Consider the following 23463-nt stretch of genomic DNA (forward strand, 5'->3'; position numbering starts at 1 on the left):
TGTGTGGTTTTGGCCCCAATCCTATGGGGTCCGCCGCCACCGCCACCGCCACCCGGCCTTTCGCCCCTCCCGGACCGCGCGCGGGGCCGCGGGGGCTGCGCGCGGCCCCCTGGGCGGCCGGCCGGCGGCCGGGGCGGATTCAGCCCGTCGGCGGACCCGAGTTGACCGTGCGGCCGGAGGGCCGCTGCTCCAGCTCGGCCGCCCCCGCCGCCGCGGCGGCCTCGAGTTCGGCGGGCCGCCGCCAGCCGTGCTCGCCGCGCGCCAGCAGCCAGGCGGTGGTCTCCTGCGGCGGCATCGCGGCGGCGACCAGCCAGCCCTGGACCGCGTCGCAGCGCAGGTCGCGCAGCCGCTCCCAGGTCTCGTCGTCCTCCACGCCCTCGGCGACGACCAGCAGCCCGAGCGAGTGCGCCAGGTCGATGGTGCAGCGCACGATCTCGGCGTCCTCGTGGTCGACCGCCAGCCGGGCCACGAACGAGCGGTCGATCTTCAGCTCGCTCACCGGCAGCCGGCGCAGGTGGACCAGGGAGGAGTAGCCGGTGCCGAAGTCGTCCAGGGACATCTTCACGCCGTGCCCGGTCAGCCCGGCCAGGGTGTCGGCGGCGCGCTGCGGGTCCTCCAGCAGCACGTGCTCCGTTATCTCCAGCTGGAGCGAGCCGGGCGGCACACCGTGCCGGGCCAGCCGGGCGGCGACGCCGCCCGCGAAGCCGGGGGTGTGCACGTCCCGCGGCGAGACGTTCACCGCGACGGGCACGAACAGGCCCTGCGCCCGCCACCGGGCGACCTGCGCCAGCGCGGTCTCCAGGACGTACTCGGTGAGGTGCGGCATCAGGCCCGAGGACTCGGCGATGGCGATGAACTCGTCCGGGGGGACCCGGCCGCGCTCCGGGTGCACCCAGCGCACCAGGGCCTCCAGGCCGGCCACCTGGCCGTCGAAGCGGACCTTCGGCTGGTAGTGCAGCTCGACCTCGCCGGCGTCCAGGGCCCGGCGCAGGTCGCCGAGCAGGCCGAGCCGGTCCGGGGTGTTGCTGTCGCGCTTCGACTCGTACACCTCGACGCCGCTGCGGTCCCGCTTCGCCTGGTACATCGCCACGTCCGCGCGGCGCAGCAGCCCTTCGGCGTCCACCGCGTGCTCGGGGTGGACCGCGACGCCGGCGCTGGCCTCCAGCACCAGGGTCAGGCCGTCCAGGTCGAGCGGCGAGGACAGCTCGGCGACGAGCTGCCGGGCCACCCGCTTGGCGCTGGTGATGGAGTCGGTGTGGGGCAGCAGGACGGCGAACTCGTCGCCGCCGAGCCGCGCCGCCTCCGCTCCCCGGGGCAGGGCGAGTCTGAGCCGGTCCGCTATCTGGAGCAGCAGCCGGTCGCCCGCCAGGTGTCCGAGCGTGTCGTTGACGGCCCGGAAGCGGTCGAGGTCGATCAGGACCAGGGCGGTACGCGCCCCGAGCGGCTCCGCCTCCTCCAGGGTGGCCCAGGTGCGCTCCAGCAGCCACTGCCGGTTGGGCAGCCCGGTCAACGGGTCCCGGAGCTGCTCCTCGGCGCGGGCGCGGGCGATCCACAGGGTGGAGTCCAGGGCGATGAGCGGGATGGCGAACAGCGGCAGCAGTATCGGCATGGCCATGGCCACCACGCAGATCAGCGGGGCGATGCCGAGCAGGGCGACCGCCACCAGGCCCTGGCGCAGCAGCGCGGTGCGGGCGATGGTCGGCAGCCCGCCGCCCTGGGGGGCGCGGGCGTACCAGAGCAGCACACGGGTGACGAGGAGGTAGGTGGCGCCCGAGAGCAGGACGGGCGGCAGCGCGCCGACGCCCCAGTGCAGCGGCTGCCAGGGGGTCTCGACGGTCGGCACCACGCCGAACCCGGCCAGCACCAGGGCCGCCGCGCCGAGGCCGAGGATGTCCACGGCGCCGTGCAGCACCCCCTGCCACCAGCGGTGCCGGCGGGCGACGCCGACCAGCACCACGACGATCATGCTGACCAGTCCGGCGGGCACCCAGCCGTGCAGCAGGAGCACGGCGAGGGTGAGGGCGGCCCCGGAGCCGGTGCCACCCCACCAGCGGTCGCGGCCGAGCGCGACCAGGTGGCCGACGACGATGCCGGTGAGCAGGGCGAGGGACCAGCCGGAGGTGCCGTCGGGGAAGAGGGCGCGGCCGCCGGCCAGAGCGGTGCAGAAGCCCACCACGAGTTGCCCGACGGCGAACAGCACCACGAGCGCGGCCACGGGCGACGTGCGGCCGACGAAACCCTGCAGCCGCGACACCGGGGCGGTGCTCTCGGTCGGTTTCATTCCGTCCCTCTCACAGCCTGCGGTGCCGATGTCACACGGCGGCCCCCGCTCCCATGCCACCGCGACCCAACTCCCACCACGCAGCCGTGCACGGCAGGCGCACCCCACCACCCTAGGCCGCCAACGGCCTCCAGGGGCAGCGCTCCGCAGGTCTTGCCCGAATGCGGACCGACTGCCCGTCAGGTTCGGCCGTGCGCCGGACGGGTGCTTCCGATCGGCCGGACGGGCGGTCCGACCTCCTGTTCGACGGGTTCTTCCCCACGGCGGAACGCGCCATTCCCGGGCCGGGTCTCGATGGGGTCTCGGATCCTCCGGCCCTCCGCGTGTCCCGCCGACCTGCCCCGCCCCGCCCTGCTCCGCCCGGCGCCGATTCCCGGCTCCCGCCCGCTCCCCCCGCCGTTCCCCCGCCGCTCACCCCTCGGCGGCGGTCTTCTCGGCCGGCTCCTCGGCCGGCTCCTCGGTCGGCTCCTCGGTGGCGGTCTCCTCGGTGGTGGTCCCCTCGGCCGGCTCCTCGGCGGTCTGCGCCACGGCGCGCGCCGCGTCCGGGCCCGCGTCGAGCAGGACCGCGAAGCCGTCCTCGTCCAGCACCGGCACCTTCAGCTGCATGGCCTTGTCGTACTTCGATCCGGGGTTGTCGCCGACCACCACGAAGGCGGTCTTCTTCGACACCGATCCGGTCACCTTCGCGCCCCGGCTCTGCAGGGCCTCCTTCGCCCCGTCCCTGGTGTGCCGGACGAGGGTGCCGGTGACGACCACGACGAGTCCGTCGAGCGGGCGTTCCCCCTCTTCCTCGCCGGCCCCCTCGTCCTCCATCCGGACCCCGGCCTCCCGCCACTTGCGCAGGATCTCCCGGTGCCAGTCGACCGCGAACCACTGCTTCACGGAGGCGGCGATGATCGAACCGACCCCGTCGGCCGCCGCCAGCTCCTCCTCGGTGGCCGCGTCGATCCGGTCGACGGAGCGGAACTGGCGGGCCAGTTCCTGGGCGGCCACCGGCCCCACGTGCCGGATGGAGAGTCCGGTCAGCAGGCGGGCCAGCGGCGCCTGCTTGGCGGCCTCGATGCCCTGGAGCATCGCGGCGGCGTTCTTCTTCAACTCGCCCTGCTGGTTGGCGAAGACCGTGACGATCTTCTCCTCGCCGGTCTTCGGGTCGCGCTTGGGCAGCCCGCTGTCCTGGTCGAGGACGTAGGCGCGGATGGGCAGCAGTTGCTCCGCCGTCAGCCCGAACAGGTCCCCCTCGTCCAGCAGCGGAGGGTCGGCGGGCTCCAGCGGCTGGGTGAGCGCGGCGGCGGCGACGTAACCGAAGTGGTCGATGTCGAGGCACTTGCGGCCGGCCAGGTAGGAGATCCGCTCCCGCAACTGCGCCGGGCAGGACCGCGCGTTGGGACAGCGCAGGTCGATGTCGCCCTCCTTGGCGGGCTTCAGCTCCGTCCCGCACTCGGGGCACCGCTCGGGCATCACGAACGGTGTCTCGGTGCCGTCGCGGAGGTCCACGACCGGCCCCAGGATCTCCGGGATCACGTCGCCGGCCTTGCGGATGACCACGGTGTCCCCGATGAGGACGCCCTTCGCCTTCACCACGTCCTGGTTGTGCAGGGTCGCGAACTCGACCTCGGAGCCCGCCACCGTCACCGGCTCGACCTGGGCGTACGGGGTGACCCGGCCGGTGCGGCCGACGCCGACCCGGATGTTGACCAGCTTGGTGTTGACCTCCTCCGGGGCGTACTTCCAGGCGATGGCCCAGCGCGGGGCGCGCGCGGTGGAGCCGAGCCGGCCCTGGAGCGGGATCTCGTCGAGCTTGACCACGGCCCCGTCGATCTCGTGCTCCACGGAGTGCCGGTGCTCGCCGAAGTACCGGATGAACTCGCGCACGCCGTCGAGGGAGTCCACGACCTTGTTGTGCCGCGCGGTGGGCAGGCCCCATTCCCGCAGCAGGTCGTAGGCGTGCGAGAGGCGGTCGATCTCGAACCCCTCGCGGGCGCCGATGCCGTGCACCACCATGTGCAGCGGGCGCGTCGCGGTGACCTTGGGGTCCTTCTGGCGCAGTGAACCGGCCGCCGCGTTGCGCGGATTGGCGAAGGGCTTGTCACCGGCCTCCACCAGCCGGGCGTTCAGCCCTTCGAAGTCCTCCATCGGGAAGAAGACCTCGCCGCGGATCTCCACCAGCGCCGGGATCCGGTCGCCCTTCAGCCGGTGCGGGATCTCGGCGATGGTCCGGACGTTGGGCGTGATGTCCTCGCCGGTGCGGCCGTCGCCGCGGGTCGCGGCCCGGGTCAGCCGGCCGTGCTCGTACGTCAGGTTGACGGCGAGTCCGTCGATCTTGAGTTCGCACAGGAAGTGGTACCCCGGCGAGCCGACGTCCCGGGCGATCCGCTCGGCCCAGGCGGCCAGCTCCTCGTCGTCGAAGGCGTTGTCCAGGGAGAGCATCCGTTCGCGGTGCGCCACGGAGCTGAACTCCGTGATGTACGGACCGGCGACCTTCTGGGTCGGCGAGTCCGGGGTGCGCAACGAGGGGTGCTCGTCCTCCAGTTCCTGGAGGGTGCGCAGCAGCCGGTCGAACTCGGCGTCACTGACGACCGGCTGGTCGTGGACGTAATACCGGAAGCGGTGGTCCTCGATCTGCTCGGCGAGCAGCGCGTGCCGCTCGCGCGCCTCCGCCGGCACCGTCGTCTCCTGTGGAATCAACTCTTCCCCGGCCATCGTCCCGTCCTCCCGTCGGTCCCGTCGTCCCCGTCGCGCCACGCCGCCGCGGCGGCCACCCCGTCACTCAGGGTTGTCCGCGAGCGACCTCGCGGCCCGGGCGCAGTGGGCCAGTGCCGCACGGGCGTACGCGGGCGAGGCGCCCGCGAGGCCGCACGACGGGGTGATGACGACGGACTCGGCGAGAGTCCCCGGATCCAGCCCCAGCCTGCTCCACAGCGTCCTGACACCCATGACGCTACCGCCCGGGTCCGACAATGCGCCCGAGGCCGCGTCGGTGCCGGGCACCACGCCGAGGAAGAGGCCGGTGCCGGCTTCGACGGCCTCCCCGATCGCCTCCTCCTCACGCTCGGTGAGCAGCGAAAAGTCGAAGGAGATCGCGCCCGCCCCGGCGCGCCGCAACAGGGCGAACGGCACCTCGGGGGCGCAGGAGTGCACGACGGTCGGTCCTTCGCCGTTGGCGGCGAGCAGGTCGCGCAGGGCGTCCTCGACGATCTGGCGGTCCACGGCCCGGTAGGTGCGGTAGCCGCTGGCGGTCCTGATCCGGCCGAGCAGGACGGCGGTCAGCGAGGGCTCGTCGAGCTGGAGCACCACGTCGGCGCCCGGCACCCGGCGGCGGACCTCCGCGAGGTGGCCGCGCAGCCCCTCGGCGAGTGATCCGGCCAGGTCGCGGCAGGCGCCGGGGTCGCCGAGGACCGCCTCGCCGCGCGGGAGTTCGAGGGCGGCGGCGAGGGTCCAGGGGCCGACCGCCTGCACCTTCAGCGGGCCCGTGTAGCCCTGGGTGAACTCCTCCAGAGCATCGAGGTCCTCGCCCAGCCAGGAGCGGGCCCTGCGGGTGTCGCGGCCGGGCCGGTCACCGAGCCGCCAGCCGCTGGGCTCGACGTGTCCGTACATCTCGACGAGCAGCCCGACGGTCCGCCCGATCATGTCCGCGCCGGGACCCCGGGCCGGGAGTTCCGCCAGGTGGGGCATGCCCTGTCCGTCCGCGAAGGACCCGCTGACGGTCTTGGCCGCCTCCCGCGCGTCTCCACCCGGCATCGACCCGATTCCGGTGGCCGCCGTCCCGCTGAACCTGCTCTTCTCGCTCACGCGGGAAGCCTACGCACCCCGCGCGGCACTCCGGCCCATCGGTGCCCGGGGGCGCCGATGGGCCGGGGACGCAGGGACGGGCGGCGGGCGGAGTGTCAGCGCCCCGGGCGGACCGTGAGGTCGTTGACCTCGGCGTCGCGCGGCAGGTCGAGCGCCATCAGGAGAGTGGTCGCCACCGACTCGGGGTCGATCCACCGGGCGGCGTCGTACTCCTTGCCCTCCTGCCGGTGGACCTTCTCCTGCATGGGGCTGGCGGTGCGGCCGGGGTAGACGGAGGTGACGCGGACGCCGTGGGCGCGCTCCTCGTGGCGGAGCGAGTCCGCGAGCGCCTTGAGGCCGTGCTTGCTGGCCGCGTACGCGCCCCACTCGGCGTGGGCGGCCAGTCCGGCTCCGGAGTTCACGAACAGGACGTGGCCCCGGGCGGCGCGGAGCTGCGGCAGCAGCAGCCGGGTCAGCTCGGCGGGGGCGACCAGGTTGGTGTTGAGCTGGAAGTGCCAGGCCTTGGGCGTGAGTTCGCCGATCGGGCCGAGTTCCACCACCCCGGCGACGTGCAGCAGCGAGTCGAGCCGGTCGGGCATCGTCTGCTGGCCGAAGGCCCAGGACAGCCGGTCGGGGTTGCCGAGGTCGCCGACGAGGGTGCGGGCGCCGGGGTGGAGGGCGGCCAGCTCCTTGGCGCGGCCCGCGTCGCGGGCCAGCAGCAGGAGGTCGTCGCCGCGCTCCAGCAGGCGGCGGGCGACGGACGCTCCGATGCCGGACCCGGCGCCGGTGATGAGGTGAGTAGCCATGCGCCCATGATCCCACCGGTCGCGCCCCGTCCCGCCGGCCGCGCCCCGTCCCGCCGGTCCGCCCCGTCCGGCCGCGCCCCTGGGCTCAGACGAGGCCCGCGGACTCCTCCAGGTACGCGAGCGCGCCCACCGCGTCCTCGGCGAAGAACACCAGTTCCGTCAGCGGCACCGGCAGGAAGCCCTCGTCCTCCATGCGGCGGAACTGGGTGTGCAGACCGTCGTAGAACCCCGCGGTGTTGAGCAGGACGACCGGTTTGGTGTGCTTGGCGTGCTTCTTCAGCTCCAGGATCTCGGTGGCCTCGTCGAGCGTCCCGGTGCCGCCGACCATGATCACGATCGCGTCCGACTTCTCCAGCAGCAGCGCCTTGCGCTCGGCGAGGTCGCGGGCGATCACCATCTCGTCCGCGTTCGTACGCGCCTTCGCGGCGAGGAAGTCCACCGACACCCCGACGAGCCTGCCGCCCGCCTCCTGCACGGAGTCGGCGACCACCTTCATCAGCCCGCTCTCCGAGCCGCCCCACACGAGGGTGTGGCCGCCGCGCCCGAGCAGTTCGCCGAACTCCCGGGCGGGGACGGTGTAGCGGTCGGCGAGGTCGGCGGCGGAGAGGAAGACGCAGATGTTCATGGTCTCCACCCTAGGATCCCTCGCCGGCCGACGGCTCCGGGACCGGCGCGCGCGGTCCGTACGGCCCCGCGGGAGCGCCCCGGAACGGCGGCCCACGGGAAGAAAAACGGCCTCCGGCCCGCTGCACCCCGTATGACTGGAATCACAGGACACCGCATCACCGTCGAGCAGGGCGCCGAGCACGTCCGCGTCGTACGCGACGGGCAGGTGCTGGCGGACAGCCGGCGCCCGCTCGTGCTGCGCGAGACGGGCTGCCCGCCGCGCTACTACCTGCCGCCCGAGGACGTCCGCACCGAGGCGCTGACGGCGTCGGACACCCGGACCCACTGTCCGTTCAAAGGCGACGCCTCCTACTGGTCGGTGCCGGGCGCCGACGACCTGGTGTGGGCCTACCCGGAACCGAAGACCGACGTGGCGTCGATCAAGGACCACTTCTGCTTCTACGACACCGAGGTCGTCCCGGACTGACCGTCAGCACCCCTCCCCGCCGGCCGCATCGACATCCGTCCGGGATTCTTCGCGGAGGCCGATGAGTTTCCGCCCGGCCGCCGGTCCATACCCGCATGGACACGATTCTCTCGCTGGACGGCACGTCGATCGCCTACCGCCGGCAGGGTGAGGGCCCGCCGGCGGTGCTGGTCGGCGGGGCCCTCAGCACCTCCGCCACCGAGGAGCCGCTGGCGCGGCTGCTGGCACCGCACTTCACCGTCCTGACCTACGACCGCCGGGGCCGCGGGGCCAGCGGCGACGGCGTCGGCCGGTACTCGGTGCGGCGCGAGACGGAGGATCTCGCGGCGGTGCTGCACGCGGCGGGCGGGCCGGCCTCCGTGTTCGGCATGTCCTCCGGCGGGGCGCTGGCCCTGGAGGCGCGCGCGGCGGGCGTCCGGATGGACCGGCTGTCCGTGTTCGAGCCGCCCTACACCCCGGGCGAGCAGGGCCTGCGGTACAAGGCGCGCTGCACGGCGGGGCTGCACGCCCGGCTGGGGGCGGGCGACCGCGGCGGGGCGGTGGAGCTCTTCCTGACCAGGACCGGCGTGCCCCCGGAGACGGTCGCGCGGATGCGGCGGGCCCCGCTCTGGCGCGGCCTGGAGTCCCTCGCCCACACCCTGGCGTACGACGACGCGCTGCTCGGTGACGGCGCGGTGCCGGCCGCGCGCTTCGGCGGGACCACCGGCCGCACCCTGGTGGTCTGCGGCGGCCTCAGCCCCGCGGTGACCCGCTCCGCCACCCTCGCCCTGGCCGCCGCGATCCCCCGCGCCCGCCACCGGACCCTGACCGGCCAGACCCGCGAACTCGCCCCGCACGTCATCGCCCCGGTCCTGACCGAGTTCTTCGCCCGCGAGGCGTGGGCGGGACGGGCGGCGTAGGGCCGGGCCGCCGCCACACGACCGAGCGGCCCGCCCCCGCGCTTCTTCGGGGGGACGGGCCGCTCGGTCGTGGGGCGGGGGTGGTCAGGCCGGGGTGTGCTCGCGGCGGACCGTGGTGGCGATGGTGGCGGAACCGACCACGCGGGTGCCGTCGTAGAGGACGACCGCCTGGCCGGGGGCGACGCCGCGGACCGGTTCGGTGAAGGTGACGTGCAGGACGCCGTCGACCAGTGCGGCGGTCACCTCGGTCTCCCCGCCGTGGGCGCGCAGCTGCGCGGTGTACGTGCCGGGGGCGGCCGGTGCGGTGCCGCACCAGCGGGGGCGGATCGCGGTGAGGGCGGTGACGTCGAGGGCCTCGGCGGGGCCGACGGTGACGGTGTTGTCCACCGGGGAGATGTCCAGGACGTAGCGCGGCTTGCCGTCGGCGGCCGGGTGGCCGATCCGCAGGCCCTTGCGCTGGCCGATCGTGAAGCCGAAGGCGCCCTCGTGGGTGCCCACCTTCGTGCCCGCCTCGTCGAGGATGGCGCCCTCGGCCGGGCCGCCGAGCCGGTCGGCGAGGAAGCCCCGGGTGTCGCCGTCGGCGATGAAGCAGATGTCGTGGCTGTCGGGCTTCTTGGCCACGGCCAGGTCCCGGCGCTCGGCCTCGGCCCGGATCTCCTCCTTGGTGGTCAGGGTGTCGCCGAGCGGGAACATCGCGTGGGCGAGCTGCCTCTCGTCCAGCACCCCGAGGACGTAGCTCTGGTCCTTGGCCATGTCCGAGGCGCGGTGCAGCTCCCGGCTGCCGTCCTCCTTCACCACGACGGTGGCGTAGTGGCCGGTGCAGACCGCGTCGAAGCCCAGCGCCAGCGCCTTGTCGAGCAGCGCGGCGAACTTGATCTTCTCGTTGCAGCGCAGGCACGGGTTGGGGGTGCGGCCGGCCTCGTACTCCGCGACGAAGTCGTCCACGACGTCCTCACGGAAACGTTCCGCGAGGTCCCAGACGTAGAAGGGGATACCGATGACGTCCGCGGCGCGGCGGGCGTCGCGGGAGTCCTCGATCGTGCAGCAGCCGCGCGCTCCGGTCCGGAACGACTGCGGGTTCGCGGAGAGGGCGAGGTGCACACCGGTCACGTCGTGGCCCGCCTCGACGGCACGCGCGGCGGCGACGGCGGAGTCGACCCCGCCGGACATCGCGGCGAGGACACGCAGGGGGCGCTGGGGAGTCTCAGTCATAGCTCCTCCAGAGTACGGGGCGCGGGGAACCGATCTCTCTCGGATATGCGTTGTCCCTGTCATGGGAACGACGGGGACCGGCGCGACGCCGGGTGGCGGCCCGGGGCCGCACGGGGTCAGCCGGCGCGCACTGCTGATCGGCGGCGGCGCGGTGGCGGCGGGCGCGGGGCTCGCGGTGCTGGGCCGCGACGAGCTGCGCAGCGCCTGGTACCAGCTGCCCGGGGTGCACAAGCCCCGCACGCCCGGAGTGCTCGACTACGCGGGCGCCCGGTGGATCGCGGCGTCCGAGGCGAACTGGCGGTGGGCCGACCGCCCGGACGACTACGCGGTGGACCGGGTGATCGTCCATGTCACCCAGGGCAGTCTGAACAGCGCGGTGCGGGTCTTCCAGGACCCGGCGCACCAGGCCGCCGCGCACTACATCGTGGGCCAGGACGGCCGGGTCGTGCAGATGATCCGCGAGCTGGACGTGGCGTACCACGCGGGCAACCGCTCCTACAACGAGCGCAGCGTCGGCATCGAGCACGAGGGGTTCGTGGACCGGCCGCAGGACCTCACGGACGCGATGTACGCCTCGTCGGCGCGGCTGGCGGCGACGGTCTGCGCGCGGTACGGCATACCCGTCGACCGCGAGCACCTGATCGGGCACGTGGAGGTGCCCGGCACGGACCACACCGATCCCGGCCCGCACTGGGACTGGGACCGCTACCTCACGCTGGTGCGTGCGGCGCGGGCGGCCTGAGCGGTCCGCCGGGCCGGGCCGGAGGCGCGGGTCAGCTCAGGCCCGCGCCGCGGGCGCGCTCGACGGCCGGGCCGATGGCCCCGGCGACGTCGGCGACGTCCTGCGGGGTGGAGGTGTGGCCGAGCGAGAAGCGCAGGGTGCCGCGGGCCAGGTCGGGGTCGGAGCCGGTGGCCAGCAGCACGTGGCTGGGCTGGGCGATGCCGGCCGTGCAGGCGGAACCGGTGGAGCACTCGATGCCCTGGGCGTCCAGGAGCAGCAGCAGCGAGTCGCCCTCGCAGCCGGGGAAGCTGAAGTGCGCGTTGGCCGGCAGGCGTCCGCCGGGGGCCGGGTCGCCGCCCAGCAGGGCGTCGGGGACGGCCGCGCGGACCGCGTCGACCAGTTCGTCCCGCAGGCCGCCGATCCGCCGGGCGAACGCGGCGTGCCCCTCGGCCGCCAGCTTCCCGGCGACCGCGAAGGACGCGACGGCGGGCACGTCGAGGGTGCCGGAGCGCACGTGCCGCTCCTGGCCGCCGCCGTGCAGCACCGGCACCGGGGTGTGGGCCCGCCCCAGCAGCAGGGCGCCGATCCCGAACGGTCCGCCGATCTTGTGCCCGCTGACGGTCATCGCGGCGAGTCCGGAGGCGGCGAAGTCCACGTCGAGCTGTCCGTACGCCTGGACCGCGTCGGCGTGCATCGGGATGCCGTACTCGGCCGCCACCTCGGCCAGTTCACGGACCGGCATGATGGTGCCGATCTCGTTGTTGGCCCACATCACGGTGATCATCGCGACGTCGTCGGGGTCGGTGGCGATCGCCTCGCGCAGTGCCTGCGGGTGCACCCTGCCGTACCGGTCGACGGGGAGGTACTCGACGTTCGCGCCCTCGTGCTCGGCCAGCCAGTCGACGGCGTCCAGCACCGCGTGGTGCTCGACGGGACCGGCGAGCACCCGGGTGCGCCGGGGGTCGGCGTCGCGGCGGGCCCAGTAGAGGCCCTTCACGGCGAGGTTGTCGGCCTCGGTGCCGCCGGAGGTGAAGACCACCTCGCTGGGGCGGGCGCCGAGGGACTCGGCGAGGGTCTCCCGCGACTCCTCGACGGTTCGGCGGGCCCGGCGCCCGGCTGCGTGCAAGGAGGACGCGTTCCCGGTGACGGCGAGCTGCGCGGTCATCGCCGCAATCGCCTCCGGAAGCATCGGCGTGGTCGCGGCGTGGTCGAGGTAAGCCATGATGGGTCGATTCTACGAGCCCCCGGAGACGCCCATGCCGCTGCGGTACGGGCCGGGGCCGCGGATGCCGGCCGGCCGGCCGCTGCGGCCCGGCCGGTCAGCCGCCCAGGCCGCTGACGACGGTGCCGTCGCCGGTGACCAGCAGGCCGAGCACCACGAGGTCGGCGACGCCGAGCGCGAGTCCGAGCAGGGCGCGGCCGCGCCGCGCGGTGGAGCGGGCGAGGGCGATCAGGGCCATCACGATGGCGGTCGGCCCCAGCACCACGTTCAGCACCAGCAGCCCCAGCAGGCCGAGCACGAACGAGGTGACGGCGAGCGCGTCGGCGTCCCGGACGTACCGGGCGTACCGGCGGCGGGGCGCGCGCCCCTCCCCGGCCGGGCGGCGGGCGTCCCCTGCCTTCCCCGCGGGGGCGTCGGGGGCGGACCCGGCCACCGGGCCGGTGGCGCGGTCATCGGTGCGCGCGGGGTGACGGACCAGGTCGGTGAGTGTCATGGTGCGAGCTCCTTGGGACGGATCGGGATCTCGTGCACGTACGGCGCGGCGGTACCGCGCGGGCGGTCGGCCGATCGGCTCGCCGGGGAGGCCGGCGTCGGTGCGAGCGCCGGCCGGTCCGGCAGATCGGTGCGAGCGGTCAGTGCGGTCGGTGCGACCGGCGCTCGCGGACCGCGAAGACGAGCAGCCAGCAGCCGATCACCGCGGCGGCGATCAGCGACAGCGGGACGGGGAGATGCGCGACCGTGCCGAGCACGATCCCGAAGAGCAGCAGGGCGGCTACGAGGACGAGCATGGTGACCCCTTCCGGTGAGTCGCGGGCGGTCGGACCCGAAGGACTTTCAGAGTACGACTGTTCACTGACTTGGGAGTCTAAACCTCCTGCCGCTTCCCCGACTCGGAGAACGGTTGTTTACTGAATGGCATGAGTCACACCGTGGGGGTCCGCCAGGCCCAGAAGCTGAAGACGCGTCAGGCGCTCCTCGACGCCGCCCTCGCGCTGCTGGAGCACCGGAGCCTGGGCAGCCTCGGCCTGCGGGAGGTGACCCGGGCGGTGGGTGTGGCGCCGACCGCGTTCTACCGCCATTTCGACGACACGGCGGCGCTGGGCGTGGCGTTGGTGGAGGAGACGCTGGGCAGCCTGCACGGGCTGATCGCGGCGATCCTGGCGGCGACCGGCGACAGCGAGGAGCGGCTGGAGCGCAGCGTGTCGGTGATAGCGGCCCATGTGGCCGCGCAGCCCGGCCACTTCCGTTTCATCGCACGGGAGCAGCACGGCGGGGTCGCGCCGGTGCGCGCCGCCATCGCGGACCAGCTCGCCCTGTTCGCCGAGGAGGTGGCCGCCGTGCTCGGCGCGGAGCCGGCGGGGGCGGGGTGGAGCCGGCAGGACCTGCTGATGCTGGGCGGGCTCTACGTCGATCACATGGTGCTGACCGCGTCCGCCCTGCTGGAGGCGGGGCCGGCCGGGGAGGCCGAGGTGGTGCGGGTGGCCCGCCGCCGGCTCCGGCTGGTCACCCTGGGACGGCAGCACTGGCTGGACGGGCCGGCGCGGTAGCCCGGCCGTCCGCCGACCGTGTGCGCGCGGCCTTGCGCCGCCGTCCCCGGCCGGTGAGCGGTCAGCCCGTGGACCCGATCCCGCCGCCGCCCGCACCGGCTCCGCCCGCGGCGTTCCCGCCCGTACCGTCTCCGGCACTCCCCGGGGCCGCCGTGCGCGCGGACAGCGGGGTGGCAATGTCCTCCAGCGAGCGCTGCTCGGCCGGCACCGCGAAGAAGACCGCGACCAGCCCGGCGAGCACCATCAGCGACGCGCCCACGCAGAAGGCGATCACCGCGTCACCGACCACACCGCTCTCCGTCAGGTCCGCGAAGATCAGCGGGCCGGAGATGCCGCCGGCCGCCGTGCCGATGGCGTAGAAGAAGGCGATGGACATCGCCCGGGTCTCCATCGGGAAGACCTCACTGACCGTCAGATAGGCCGAACTCGCGCCCGCGGAGGCGAAGAAAAGCACCACGCACCAGCACGCGGTCATGGTCGTGGCGGTCAGCAGCCCGGCCCCGAACAGCCAGGCGGTCACGAAGAGCAGGACGCCGGAGAGGATGTACGTCCCCGCGATCATCGGGCGGCGGCCCCAGGTGTCGAACAGCTTGCCGAGCAGCAGCGGGCCGAGGAAGTTGCCGAAGGCGATGACGGCGAAGAAGTACCCCGTGTTCCCGCTGGGCACGTCGAAGAACTTGACCAGGATGGAGCCGAAGCCGAACGTGATGGCGTTGTAGAGGAACGCCTGCCCGATGAAGAGGGCGAAGCCGAGGGTGGCGCGCTTCGGGTACTTCCGGAAGACGGTGCGGCCGATCTCCAGGAAGCCGACGCTGCGCCGCTGTTCGATGGTGATCTCGGTCCCGGCAGGCGGCAGCCGGACGCCCTTCTCCTCCTCCACCTGCCGCTCGACGTCGTCGACGAGTTCCTCCGCCCCCTCGGCCCGGCCGTGGATGAACATCCACCGCGGGCTCTCCGGCACGTGCCGCCGGACCAGCAGGATCACCAGTCCGAGGACCACGCCGAGGGCGAAGGTGAGCCGCCAGCCGAGGTCCTTGGGGAAGAGGTCGGTGTTGAGGGCGACGACGGACAGCAGCGCGCCGCCCATCGCTCCCAGCCAGTAGCTGCCGTTGATGATCAGGTCGACCCGGCCGCGGTACTTGCTCGGGATCAGCTCGTCGATCGCGGAGTTGATGGCCGCGTACTCGCCTCCGATGCCGAAGCCGGTCAGGAAGCGGAAGAGGAAGAACCACCAGACGGAGAAGGAGACGGCGGTCAGGGCCGTCGCCGCGAGATAGACCGCCAGGGTGACGAGGAAGAGCTTCTTGCGGCCGTACCGGTCGGTGAGCCACCCGAAGAAGAGGGCGCCGCAGCAGCCTCCCGCCACGTACAGGGCGGCGGCCATACCCGTGACCTGGGCGTCGGTGATGGGCAGCCCGCTGCCGTCCTCGGAGAGCCGGCTGGCGATGTTGCCGACGACGGTGACTTCGAGTCCGTCCAGGATCCAGACCGTGCCGAGCCCGATGACGATCATCCAGTGCCATCGGGACCAGGGGAGGCGGTCGAGTCTCGCGGGCACCTTCGTGGTGATCGTCCCGGTCGTCGCTGCGTGGTCACTGCTCATCGGCAGCCCCCTCCTGAAGTGCGGCGATCCGGTCCCGCCGCTCGGGCGGAGACCGGGTACCCGAGAGGTCTTTTCCGTAAACCGGGCGCTGCGCCGACCGCCGGGGCGCCCGGTTGCCCCAACGGGGCCGGGCGTCGGAGGGCCCGTCAGCCGCGCGGGGTGCGGGCGAGCTGGCGGGACTGGGCGACCAGCCGGCCCGCGCTGTCCCAGACCTCGCCGTCCTCCTCCATGTAGCCGCCCGCGAGATTGCGGGTGACCAGGGAGACCAGCAGGGGGCCGGGTGCGGGGCGGCAGCGGATGTGGGTGGTGAGCTCGATGGTGGGCGTCCACCCCTTGAGGCCGATCTCGAACGCGGTGGGCGGCAGCGCGTCCACCGCGAGCAGCAGCGAGAACGGGTCGGGGTCGCGCCCGTCGGAGAGCTGGAACCAGCCGCGCATCTCGCCCTTGCCGGACGGCTGTCCGAGGGCCCAGCCGACCGTCGCCGGGTCGAGCTTGATGTCGAGCCGCTCGGTGATCGCGGACCCGGCCGGGATCGGCGCGTTCCCGTCCGCGGTGCCGAGGCACTGCTCGATCGGGGGCATGGCGGGGGCCACGGCCGAGGTGCGGACCTCGTCCGCGAGGGCGTCGAGGTCGCCGTAGGTGGCGAGGACGCGGATGCGCTCGACCTCGGTGCCGTCTTCCCGGAACTGGAAGAGCGAGGCCTGGCCGGTGGAGAGGGTACGGCCGCCGCGCACGGTCTGGGTGCGGATCACGGCGGGGCCGGGGACGGACGCGGAGAGGTAGTGCGCGGAGACCGAGAAGGGGTCGGGGTGCGGGAGCGCGTCGCCGAGGGTGCGGCCGAGCATGGCCAGCAGGTAGCCGCCGTTGACGGCCGAGAAGATCGTCCAGCCCGCCGAGAGTTCGGTGTCGTAGACGCCCTCCGAGCGGCGGGTGACCGCGGTGTCGCGGTCGAACTCGCTGTCGCCGATGGTCGCCCGCCCGGTGCGCACCGCGTGCGCTGCTGCCTCTGCCATGTCGTGCACCGTACACCGACAGCGTTACTGAGCGGTAGCTTTTGCCGCGGTGACGCTGTCCGTCCCCGAGGCCGTCAGGCCGCCGGCGCGTCCCGCTCGGCCCGCGCCGAGCTGCGGTTGTACGCGCGCGGTGCGCGCCAGTGGAAGCGCATCGCGAGCAGGCGCAGCAGGAAGGCGGTGAGCACGGCCGTACCGCTGGTGTACGCGTTGAGGGTGTCGAACTGGATGCAGAGCACGACCATCGCCGCGCCGACGATGGCCGGCACCGCGTAGAGGTCCCGGTCCCAGCGCAGCAGCGAGGGCACCTCGTTGGCCAGCACGTCGCGCAGCACCCCGCCGCCGACGGCCGTGGCGAGGCCCAGCGCGGCCGAGGCGGTGAGCCCGAGGCCGTAGTCGTACGCCTTGACCGTGCCGGCCACGCAGAAGAGGCCGAGCCCGGCGGCGTCGAAGACGTTGACGCCGACCTGGATGCGCTCCACGTGCGGGTGGAGGAAGAAGACCAGGCAGGCGGCGATGAGCGGGGTGAGGAAGTAGCCGAGATCGGTGAACGCGGCGGGCGGCACCGCGCCGATGATCACGTCACGGAAGATCCCTCCGCCCAGCGCGGTCACCTCGGCGAGCACGGCGATGCCGAAGACGTCGAAGTTCTTGCGCACGGCGAGCAGAGCGCCGGAGATCGCGAAGACGAAGATCCCGACGAGGTCGAGCGCATGCTGGACGGAGGGTGTGAACAGTTCGGTGAGCACCGGCCAATTGTGCCGGTCCTACCCCTTGGGCCCCTCCCCCGCGTCCGCCGCGCCGTCCGTCGCGTCCCCGGAGGGCCCCGCGGCCGGGGGCTCGTCGACGGGCCGGACGGCCGGCTCGGCGGCCGCTGCGGCGACGGGCTCCGCCGCCTCGGGGGCCGCGTTCTCCACCGACTTCGCGGTCAGCTCCACCACGTCCACCGCGTCCCGCGCGATCGCCAGCAGGGACTCGCCCTCCACCTGGTCCTGCGCGTTCTCCGGGTGGTGGCAGGCCACCTGGTGCCCGGTGCGCAGGGCGACCAGCGGCGGCTCCTGCGTGGCGCAGACGTCCGTGGCCTTCCAGCAGCGGGTGTGGAAACGGCAGCCGGTCGGCGGCGAGATCGGCGAGGGGACGTCGCCCTTCAGCAGGATCCGCTCGCTCTTGGCGCCCCTGCGGCGCGGGTCCGGGATCGGCACCGCGGAGAGCAGCGCCTTGGTGTACGGGTGCATCGGCGCCCGGTACAGCGAGTCCCGGTCGGCCAGCTCCACGATCTTGCCGAGATACATCACCGCGATCCGGTCGGACACGTGCCGGACCACCGACAGGTCGTGCGCGATGATCACATAGGTGAGACCCAGCTCGTCCTGGAGGTCGTCCAGCAGGTTGACCACCTGCGCCTGGATGGACACGTCCAGCGCGGAGACCGGCTCGTCGGCCACGACCAGCTTGGGGTTGAGCGCGAGGGCGCGGGCGATGCCGATGCGCTGGCGCTGGCCGCCGGAGAACTCGTGCGGGTAGCGGTTGTAGTGCTCGGGGTTGAGCCCGACCACCTCCAGCAGGCGCTGGACCTCCTTGCGGACCCCGCCCTCGGGCTCGACCTTCTGGAGCCGGAAGGGCGCGCCGACGATGGTGCCGATGGTGTGGCGCGGGTTCAGCGAGGAGTACGGGTCCTGGAAGATCATCTGCATGTCCCGGCGGAACGGCCGCATGCCGCCCACGCCGAGGTGCGTGATGTCGGTCCCCTCGAACTCGACCGTCCCCGCGGTGGGTTCGAGCAGCCGGGTGATCAGCCGGCCCATCGTCGACTTGCCGCAGCCCGACTCTCCGACGACGCCGAGGGTCTCCCCGGCGCGCACCTCGAAGTCGATGCCGTCCACCGCGCGCACCGCTCCGGCGGTGCGCTGGAGCAGGCCCTTCTTGATGGGGAAGTGCTTCTGGAGCCCCTTCACCCGGAGCAGCACCTCGGGGGTGCCGCCCTTTCCGCCGCGCGGGGCGGGCACGGCGGCCGTCGCCGTGGCCCGGCCGCCCTCGTCCTGGCTGGTCACCGCTTCGTCCTCGCTCTTGTCCGCGCTCACAGCTTGGGCGCAATCTCTTCGGTCCAGATCCGCTCACGCTGTTCCGGTGAGAGGTGGCAGGCCGCCCAGTGCCGGCTGCCGACCTCCAGGAGGTCCGGCCGCACGGTCCGGGTGAGGTTGTCCTTGGGCAGATCCGCGTACGGGCAGCGGGGGTTGAAGGCGCAGCCGGACGGGATGTTGATCAGCGACGGCGGGGAACCCTTGACCGGGACGAGCCGTTCGGTCTGCTCGCGGTCGAGGCGCGGCATGGAGCCGAGCAGCCCCCAGGTGTAGGGGTGGCGGGGCTCGTAGAACACCTTCTCGGCGGGTCCGCGCTCCACACAGCGTCCGCCGTACATGACGAGGATGTCGTCGGCGAGTTCCGCGACGACTCCGAGGTCGTGGGTGATCACGATGACCGCGGAGCCGAACTCCTTCTGGAGGTCCCGGATCAGGTCGAGGATCTGCGCCTGCACGGTGACGTCCAGGGCGGTGGTCGGCTCGTCCGCGATGAGCAGTTCCGGGTTGTTGACCAGGGACATCGCGATCATCGCGCGCTGCCGCATGCCGCCGGAGAACTCGTGCGGGTAGCTGTCGATCCGCTTGTCGGGCTGCGGGATGCCGACGCGGTCGAGCATCTCGATCGCGCGGGCGCGGGCCTTCTTCCGGTCCACGTCGTGGTGGACCCGGTACGCCTCCACGATCTGCTTGCCGATCGTGTAGTACGGGTGCAGGGACGACAGCGGGTCCTGGAAGATCATGGCCATGTCGCGGCCGCGCAGCTTGCGCACCTTGTCCGGGTCGCTGGAGAGCAGCTCGGTGCCGTTCAGCCAGATCTCGCCGGACAGCTGGGCCTTGCGCTTGCCGTACTGGCCGGCGGTGTGCAGGCCCATGATGCCGAGCGAGGTCACGGACTTGCCGGAGCCGGACTCGCCGACGATGCCGAGGGTCTTGCCCTTCTCCAGCGTGAAGCTCAGCCCGTCGACGGACTTGACCAGACCGTCGTCGGTCGGGAAGTGCACCTTGAGGTCGCGCACGTCGAGGAACGCCTTGGTGGCGGGCGGGGCGGGGGCGGCGGTCGTGCCGTCCACTGCCGTCCCGTTCTTGCTCAGCTCGGTCATGACAGCCTCACTCGGGGGTCGATCACGGCGTAGAGGACGTCGACCAGGAGGTTGGCGACGATCACCGCGAGGGAGGTGATCAGCGTGACGCCGAGGATCACCGGAAGGTCCCGCTCGTTGATCGCCTTCAGGACGGCCTGGCCGAGGCCGGGCAGGCTGAAGGCGGTCTCGGTGAGGATCGCGCCGCCGACAAGGGCGCCGAGGTCCATGCCGAGCATGGTGAGGATCGGGGTCATGGTGGAGCGCATGGCGTGCTTGCCGATGACCACGGGCTCGCTGAGCCCCTTGGCGCGGGCGGTGCGGATGTAGTCCTCGCCCATCACTTCGAGCATGGTGGCCCGGGTGATGCGGGCGTACATCGCGGCGTAGAGGAAGGCGAGGGTGACCCAGGGCAGCAGCAGGCCCTGGAACCAGCCGCCGACGCTCTCCTCCAGCGGCACGAAGCCGGAGTCGATCCAGCCCAGGCCGTAGTCGAAGATGCCGAGCGAGAGCATGGCGGTGAAGAAGATCGGCAGCGAGACGCCCGAGAGGGCGATCACCATGGCCGAACGGTCCCAGAAGGAACCGCGCTTGAGCGCCGAGAGCACGCCCGCCGAGACGCCGGCGAGCAGCCACAGCACCGCGGCGCCGACGGCGAGCGACAGGGTCACCGGCAGCCGGTCGGTGATGACCGGCCAGATGGCCTGCTCGTTGCGGAAGGAGTAGCCGAAGCAGGGCGCGGCACACTCGGTGACGTCGCCGCCGCCCGAGTAGGTGCGCCCGACGAAGATGCCCTTGAAGAACTCCCAGACCTGGATGTAGATCGGCTCGGCCAGATGGAGCTTCTGCCGAATGCCTTCGACGGCCGCGGCGTCCGACGTCTTGCCCACGTACATCGTGGCCGGGTCGACGCCCGTCCACTTGGGGATGAGGAAGAAGATGCTGAAGACCACCACGATGATGACGATCAGCATCACTGCGGCGGCCAGCAGCCGCCTGATGAGGTATGTGAGCACTGCTCTCGGCCCGGCGGGTCCCGCGGGCCACCGGGACGTGTGTCCCGGTGGCCCGCGGTCACACCGCTCCGGCCTTCACCTGCCTTTCGCGCAGTACGGCGGGTGTGCCGGTGGTGGGGGTTACTTCGTGACGCCGAGGCTGGTGAAGTCGTACATGCCGCTGTAGGCATCGGTGGTGTAGACGTTCGTCAGGCGCGAGGAGCGGAAGTTGATGAACTTCTCGAAGACGAAGGGCAGGTAGTACGCGCCCTCCATCACCTGGTGGTTGATCTCGGTGGCGATCGTCTTCTTCTTCTCGGCGTCGAGCTCGACGGAGTACTTGTCGAAGTTCGCGTCGATCGCCTTGTCGTTGATCATGGCGAAGTTGTTGTTGCCGCTCTCCAGGATGTACGAGCTGTCCCAGAGGGGCTGGCCGTAGCCCTGGACCGAGGGGAAGTCGGGGCCCCAGCCCATGATGATGATCCCGTAGCCCTTGTCCTTCACCACGGTCGGGTTGCCGATGATGCCGGAGTACTGCGCACCGTCGTACTGGTCGATCTCGACCTTGATGCCGATCTTGGCGAGCGAGGCCTGGAGCGACTCGGCGGTGGCCACCTCGACGGGCTTGTTGTTGCGGACCGCGATGGTGGTGGCGAAGCCGTTCGGCTTGCCGCAGGCGGCGAGCTCTTCCTTGGCCTTGGCGGCGTTCGCCGCACCGTCGTTGGCGGTGAACTCGTACGGGTCGTACTTCTGGCCCTCGGAGCCGGGCACCGACGGGGGCAGCATGTTGGTGCCGATGTCGCCGCCGGCCACCGGGCCGCCGCGCGCGGTCTGGAGCGACTTGTGGTCGGCCCCGTAGAGCACGGCCTTGCGGCAGTGGATGTTGTCGAACGGCGCCACGTTCTGCGGGAAGGTGGCGTAACGGATGTAGCCGGAGACCGGGTTGTCGAGGTTGTCCTTGTACTCCTTGAGGGCCTTGGCGCGGCCCTGCGGGGAGAGACCCGTCTGGTTGGCGTCGAGGTCGTACTCACCGCTGAGGAGCTTGTTGTCCATGTCGTCCGCGTTGGAGAACAGGGTCAGCGTGATCTTGTCCGGCAGCGCCTTGCGGACCGGGTCGGACGCCTGCTTCCAGTTCTCGTTGCGGACCAGCACGACCGACTTGTTGGGCGTGTACGACTCGAACTTGTACGGGCCCGAGGAGAACGGCTTCAGACCGTACTTCGACTTGGTGTCCTTGTCCTGCCGGACCGGCGAGGACGAGGTCAGCGCGAGGATCTCCTCGAAGTCGCTGTTGGCGGTCGGCAGGTGGAAGACGATCGTCTTCGCGTCCGGCGTCTCGATCGCCTTCAGGCCCAGCTTGTCCGGCGAGGTGTCCTTGTAGGGACCCTTGTACTCGCCCTTCGGGTCGAGGATGTCGCGGAGGTAGACCGGACCACCGGCGAGCACGTCCTGCGCCCACTGCCGCTCGATGCCGTACTTGACGTCCTGCGAGGTGATCGGCTTGCCGTCCTCCCACGTCACCCCGTCGCGCAGGGTGTACGTGTAGGTCTTGCCGTCGTCCGAGATCTTGGCGCGCTCGGTGGCGAGGTCCGGCGTCAGTTCGGTGCCGCCCGCACCGGGCTCGGTCTTGCTGGTGACGAGCTGACGGCTGTAGTAGCGCATGAAGTTCCACACGAAGCCGTAGTAGGCGCGCGTGGTGTCCCACGAGTCGGCGTCCTGGGCGCCGGCGAACTTCAGCGTGCCGCCCTTCTTCGCCGAGGCGTTGGCGACCTTGTTGTTCGCCGCGTCGAAACCGGCCGCGGAGGCGGAGCCGCCGTCCTTGCCGTCGCCGCCGCCACCGCCGCAGGCCGCCGTGGAGAGCAGCGCCGCCACCACGGCAGCAGCGGCCACGGCCTGCTTGCGCCGGGCGTTCCGTCGAGTAGACACGATTCGGATCCTCCGTGTGTAGATCGGCCCGTGCGGCGCACGGGCTCCGTGGTACGGCAGTCAGCGGGAACCCTTCGGGTCGAGCGCGTCACGCACGCCGTCGCCGAAGAGGTTGAAGGAGAGGACGGTGATGAAGATCGCCACACCCGGGATGATCATGTACATCGGGTCGGACTCGTAGTAACTCAGCGCGGACGACAGCATCTGCCCCCAGGAGGCGGAGGGCGGCTTCACGCCGACGCCCAGGAAGCTCAGGGCCGCCTCGGTCAGGATGTTGGTCGGGATCATCATCGTCGCGTAGACGATGATCGGCGCCACCAGGTTGGGCAGCAACTCCTTGAACAGGATGTAGATCCGCCCGGCGCCGAGGCTGCGCGCCGCGTCCACGTACTCCCGCTCGCGGAGCGAGAGGGTCTGGCCGCGCACCACGCGGCCGACATAGGGCCAGCCGAAGAAGCCGATGACCAGGATCATCACGAACAGCCGGACGCCCGAGCCCTCCAGCCCGAGCAGCTTGTTCGGCATCACCGAGACCAGCGCGATGATGAACAGGAGCTGCGGGAAGGACAGCAGCATGTCCATCACACGGCTCACCAGCGCGTCGAGCCAGCCGCCGAAGAAGCCCGCCAGCACACCGAGCACGGTGCCGAGCACGATGGCGACGACGGCGGAGAGGAAGCCGACCAGCAGCGAGACCCGGGCTCCGTAGACGATGCGGGCGAAGATGTCGCGCCCGTTGACCGGCTCCACGCCGAACCAGTGCTCGCCGCTCATCGCCCCGAACGAACCGGTCGGCGTGGAGAACAGCGGATCGATCAGTTCCTCGTGGTGCTCGTACGGCGACTGCCCGACCAGGTGCGTGATGACCGGGGCCAGCAGGGCCACGATCACCAGCAGCAGCACGACGACGCCGCCGCCGAGCGCGAGCCGGTCCCGCTTCAGCCGCTCCCAGGCGATCCGGCCCAACGAACGGCCTTGCACGGCCTTTTCGGGAGCGACACCGGCCTCGGTGCCCGCCGCGGGGGCCACGTCCGCCGTCGGCTCGTGCAGTGGTGCCGTCATCGTGGCAGGGACCCCTCTCAACCGGCGGTGGCCGGCGCACACTTGCCGCGGTGGCGGCCCGATCAGAGTGTTCGTGTCAAGGGACGGAACATCCCTTGGACCGGGAGTCTTCATGCGCGCCATGATCCGTTGCCAGACCTGACGGGGAATGGATGCCC

Annotated in this window: 21 protein-coding genes; 4 read left to right on the plus strand and 17 right to left on the minus strand. The window is 72.3% G+C overall.

The genetic code is table 11. The features are described from left to right. Nucleotides 1-139: 139 nt before the first annotated feature. The 5 genes from Q0994_RS13945 to Q0994_RS13965 all read right to left on the minus strand — a co-directional run bounded on the left by Q0994_RS13945 (nt 140) and on the right by Q0994_RS13965 (nt 7480). On the minus strand, nt 140-2281 hold the full coding sequence (locus Q0994_RS13945) for a bifunctional diguanylate cyclase/phosphodiesterase (RefSeq protein WP_299533850.1): 2142 nt from the start codon (nt 2279-2281) through the stop codon (nt 140-142). Nucleotides 2282-2692: 411 nt separating this feature from the next. Then, entirely contained in the window at nt 2693-4981 is a 2289-nt protein-coding gene (gene ligA / locus Q0994_RS13950; protein WP_299533852.1) for an NAD-dependent DNA ligase LigA, read from the minus strand. 63 nt (nt 4982-5044) lie between these two features. Then, nucleotides 5045-6070, minus strand: coding sequence for a methionine synthase (locus Q0994_RS13955; RefSeq protein ID WP_299533854.1), 1026 nt, complete (start codon nt 6068-6070; stop codon nt 5045-5047). Between the two features lie 95 nt (nt 6071-6165). Further along, nucleotides 6166-6855 carry an SDR family oxidoreductase gene (locus tag Q0994_RS13960; RefSeq protein WP_299533857.1) on the minus strand — a complete coding sequence of 230 codons (690 nt, stop codon included), beginning with the start codon at nt 6853-6855 and terminating at the stop codon, nt 6166-6168. An 85-nt stretch (nt 6856-6940) separates the two neighbouring features. Then, nucleotides 6941-7480 (minus strand): TIGR00730 family Rossman fold protein, encoded by a 540-nt coding sequence (locus Q0994_RS13965; RefSeq protein ID WP_299533859.1) that lies wholly within the window; start codon nt 7478-7480, stop codon nt 6941-6943. A 132-nt stretch (nt 7481-7612) separates the two neighbouring features. Here Q0994_RS13965 and Q0994_RS13970 point away from each other — a divergent pair, with 132 nt between their 5' ends. Both Q0994_RS13970 and Q0994_RS13975 read left to right on the plus strand, forming a co-directional pair. Then, the gene (locus Q0994_RS13970) at nt 7613-7948 is read left to right on the plus strand and encodes a DUF427 domain-containing protein (protein WP_299533861.1); all 336 of its coding nucleotides are present in this window, start codon (nt 7613-7615) and stop codon (nt 7946-7948) included. 95 nt (nt 7949-8043) lie between these two features. Further along, the gene (locus tag Q0994_RS13975; protein ID WP_299533863.1) at nt 8044-8847 is read left to right on the plus strand and encodes an alpha/beta fold hydrolase; all 804 of its coding nucleotides are present in this window, start codon (nt 8044-8046) and stop codon (nt 8845-8847) included. An 84-nt stretch (nt 8848-8931) separates the two neighbouring features. Here Q0994_RS13975 and mnmA read toward each other — a convergent pair whose 3' ends face one another. Beyond that, entirely contained in the window at nt 8932-10059 is a 1128-nt protein-coding gene (gene mnmA, locus Q0994_RS13980; RefSeq protein ID WP_299533865.1) for a tRNA 2-thiouridine(34) synthase MnmA, read from the minus strand. A gap of 61 nt (nt 10060-10120) precedes the next feature. On the opposite strand from mnmA, the gene Q0994_RS13985 reads away from it, so the two are divergent. Continuing rightward, nucleotides 10121-10801 carry an N-acetylmuramoyl-L-alanine amidase gene (locus tag Q0994_RS13985; protein WP_299533868.1) on the plus strand — a complete coding sequence of 227 codons (681 nt, stop codon included), beginning with the start codon at nt 10121-10123 and terminating at the stop codon, nt 10799-10801. Nucleotides 10802-10832: 31 nt separating this feature from the next. Here Q0994_RS13985 and Q0994_RS13990 read toward each other — a convergent pair whose 3' ends face one another. From Q0994_RS13990 to Q0994_RS14000, 3 genes are all read right to left on the minus strand, one after another. Beyond that, the gene (locus tag Q0994_RS13990; RefSeq protein WP_299533871.1) at nt 10833-12002 is read right to left on the minus strand and encodes a cysteine desulfurase family protein; all 1170 of its coding nucleotides are present in this window, start codon (nt 12000-12002) and stop codon (nt 10833-10835) included. A gap of 97 nt (nt 12003-12099) precedes the next feature. Then, nucleotides 12100-12495, minus strand: coding sequence for a hypothetical protein (locus tag Q0994_RS13995; protein ID WP_299533874.1), 396 nt, complete (start codon nt 12493-12495; stop codon nt 12100-12102). A 139-nt stretch (nt 12496-12634) separates the two neighbouring features. Beyond that, nucleotides 12635-12790, minus strand: a complete 156-nt coding sequence (locus Q0994_RS14000; RefSeq protein ID WP_299533876.1) for a hypothetical protein — start codon at nt 12788-12790, stop codon at nt 12635-12637. Between the two features lie 129 nt (nt 12791-12919). On the opposite strand from Q0994_RS14000, the gene Q0994_RS14005 reads away from it, so the two are divergent. Then, nucleotides 12920-13549 carry a TetR family transcriptional regulator gene (locus Q0994_RS14005; RefSeq protein ID WP_299533877.1) on the plus strand — a complete coding sequence of 210 codons (630 nt, stop codon included), beginning with the start codon at nt 12920-12922 and terminating at the stop codon, nt 13547-13549. 61 nt (nt 13550-13610) lie between these two features. Here the strand turns inward: Q0994_RS14005 and Q0994_RS14010 are convergent, their stop codons facing one another. From Q0994_RS14010 to Q0994_RS14045, 8 genes are all read right to left on the minus strand, one after another. Next, nucleotides 13611-15152: an MFS transporter gene (locus Q0994_RS14010; RefSeq protein ID WP_299533879.1), complete on the minus strand. Its 1542-nt coding sequence runs from the start codon at nt 15150-15152 to the stop codon at nt 13611-13613. A 146-nt stretch (nt 15153-15298) separates the two neighbouring features. Then, nucleotides 15299-16165 (minus strand): thioesterase family protein, encoded by an 867-nt coding sequence (locus Q0994_RS14015; protein WP_299533881.1) that lies wholly within the window; start codon nt 16163-16165, stop codon nt 15299-15301. Nucleotides 16166-16239: 74 nt separating this feature from the next. Beyond that, on the minus strand, nt 16240-16911 hold the full coding sequence (locus Q0994_RS14020; RefSeq protein ID WP_299533883.1) for a trimeric intracellular cation channel family protein: 672 nt from the start codon (nt 16909-16911) through the stop codon (nt 16240-16242). An 18-nt stretch (nt 16912-16929) separates the two neighbouring features. Then, nucleotides 16930-18168, minus strand: coding sequence for an ABC transporter ATP-binding protein (locus Q0994_RS14025; protein WP_299534176.1), 1239 nt, complete (start codon nt 18166-18168; stop codon nt 16930-16932). 71 nt (nt 18169-18239) lie between these two features. Further along, on the minus strand, nt 18240-19343 hold the full coding sequence (locus Q0994_RS14030; RefSeq protein WP_299533885.1) for an ABC transporter ATP-binding protein: 1104 nt from the start codon (nt 19341-19343) through the stop codon (nt 18240-18242). After that, nucleotides 19340-20338: an ABC transporter permease gene (locus Q0994_RS14035; RefSeq protein WP_299533887.1), complete on the minus strand. Its 999-nt coding sequence runs from the start codon at nt 20336-20338 to the stop codon at nt 19340-19342. The genes Q0994_RS14030 and Q0994_RS14035 overlap by 4 nt, the downstream gene beginning before the upstream one ends. Before the next feature lie 120 nt (nt 20339-20458). Then, entirely contained in the window at nt 20459-22246 is a 1788-nt protein-coding gene (locus Q0994_RS14040) for an ABC transporter substrate-binding protein (protein WP_299534178.1), read from the minus strand. A gap of 57 nt (nt 22247-22303) precedes the next feature. Beyond that, nucleotides 22304-23305, minus strand: a complete 1002-nt coding sequence (locus Q0994_RS14045; RefSeq protein WP_299533889.1) for an ABC transporter permease — start codon at nt 23303-23305, stop codon at nt 22304-22306. Nucleotides 23306-23463 lie beyond the last annotated feature (158 nt).

It is taken from the genome of uncultured Streptomyces sp. (assembly GCF_947488945.1).
Lineage (GTDB): Bacteria > Actinomycetota > Actinomycetes > Streptomycetales > Streptomycetaceae > Streptomyces.

Bases quoted from the DNA above. Each gene is read 5' to 3' on its own strand.
- Q0994_RS13970 (WP_299533861.1), top strand. From the start codon at position 7,613: ATGACTGGAATCACAGGACACCGCATCACCGTCGAGCAGGGCGCCGAG.
- Q0994_RS13945 (WP_299533850.1), bottom strand. From the start codon at position 2,281: ATGAAACCGACCGAGAGCACCGCCCCGGTGTCGCGGCTGCAGGGTTTC.
- Q0994_RS13965 (WP_299533859.1), bottom strand. From the start codon at position 7,480: ATGAACATCTGCGTCTTCCTCTCCGCCGCCGACCTCGCCGACCGCTAC.
- Q0994_RS14030 (WP_299533885.1), bottom strand. From the start codon at position 19,343: ATGACCGAGCTGAGCAAGAACGGGACGGCAGTGGACGGCACGACCGCC.
- mnmA (WP_299533865.1), bottom strand. From the start codon at position 10,059: ATGACTGAGACTCCCCAGCGCCCCCTGCGTGTCCTCGCCGCGATGTCC.
- Q0994_RS14000 (WP_299533876.1), bottom strand. From the start codon at position 12,790: ATGCTCGTCCTCGTAGCCGCCCTGCTGCTCTTCGGGATCGTGCTCGGC.
- Q0994_RS14015 (WP_299533881.1), bottom strand. From the start codon at position 16,165: ATGGCAGAGGCAGCAGCGCACGCGGTGCGCACCGGGCGGGCGACCATC.
- ligA (WP_299533852.1), bottom strand. From the start codon at position 4,981: ATGGCCGGGGAAGAGTTGATTCCACAGGAGACGACGGTGCCGGCGGAG.
- Q0994_RS14045 (WP_299533889.1), bottom strand. From the start codon at position 23,305: ATGACGGCACCACTGCACGAGCCGACGGCGGACGTGGCCCCCGCGGCG.
- Q0994_RS13990 (WP_299533871.1), bottom strand. From the start codon at position 12,002: ATGGCTTACCTCGACCACGCCGCGACCACGCCGATGCTTCCGGAGGCG.
- Q0994_RS13985 (WP_299533868.1), top strand. From the start codon at position 10,121: ATGGGAACGACGGGGACCGGCGCGACGCCGGGTGGCGGCCCGGGGCCG.
- Q0994_RS13960 (WP_299533857.1), bottom strand. From the start codon at position 6,855: ATGGCTACTCACCTCATCACCGGCGCCGGGTCCGGCATCGGAGCGTCC.
- Q0994_RS13975 (WP_299533863.1), top strand. From the start codon at position 8,044: ATGGACACGATTCTCTCGCTGGACGGCACGTCGATCGCCTACCGCCGG.
- Q0994_RS14005 (WP_299533877.1), top strand. From the start codon at position 12,920: ATGAGTCACACCGTGGGGGTCCGCCAGGCCCAGAAGCTGAAGACGCGT.
- Q0994_RS14010 (WP_299533879.1), bottom strand. From the start codon at position 15,152: ATGAGCAGTGACCACGCAGCGACGACCGGGACGATCACCACGAAGGTG.
- Q0994_RS13995 (WP_299533874.1), bottom strand. From the start codon at position 12,495: ATGACACTCACCGACCTGGTCCGTCACCCCGCGCGCACCGATGACCGC.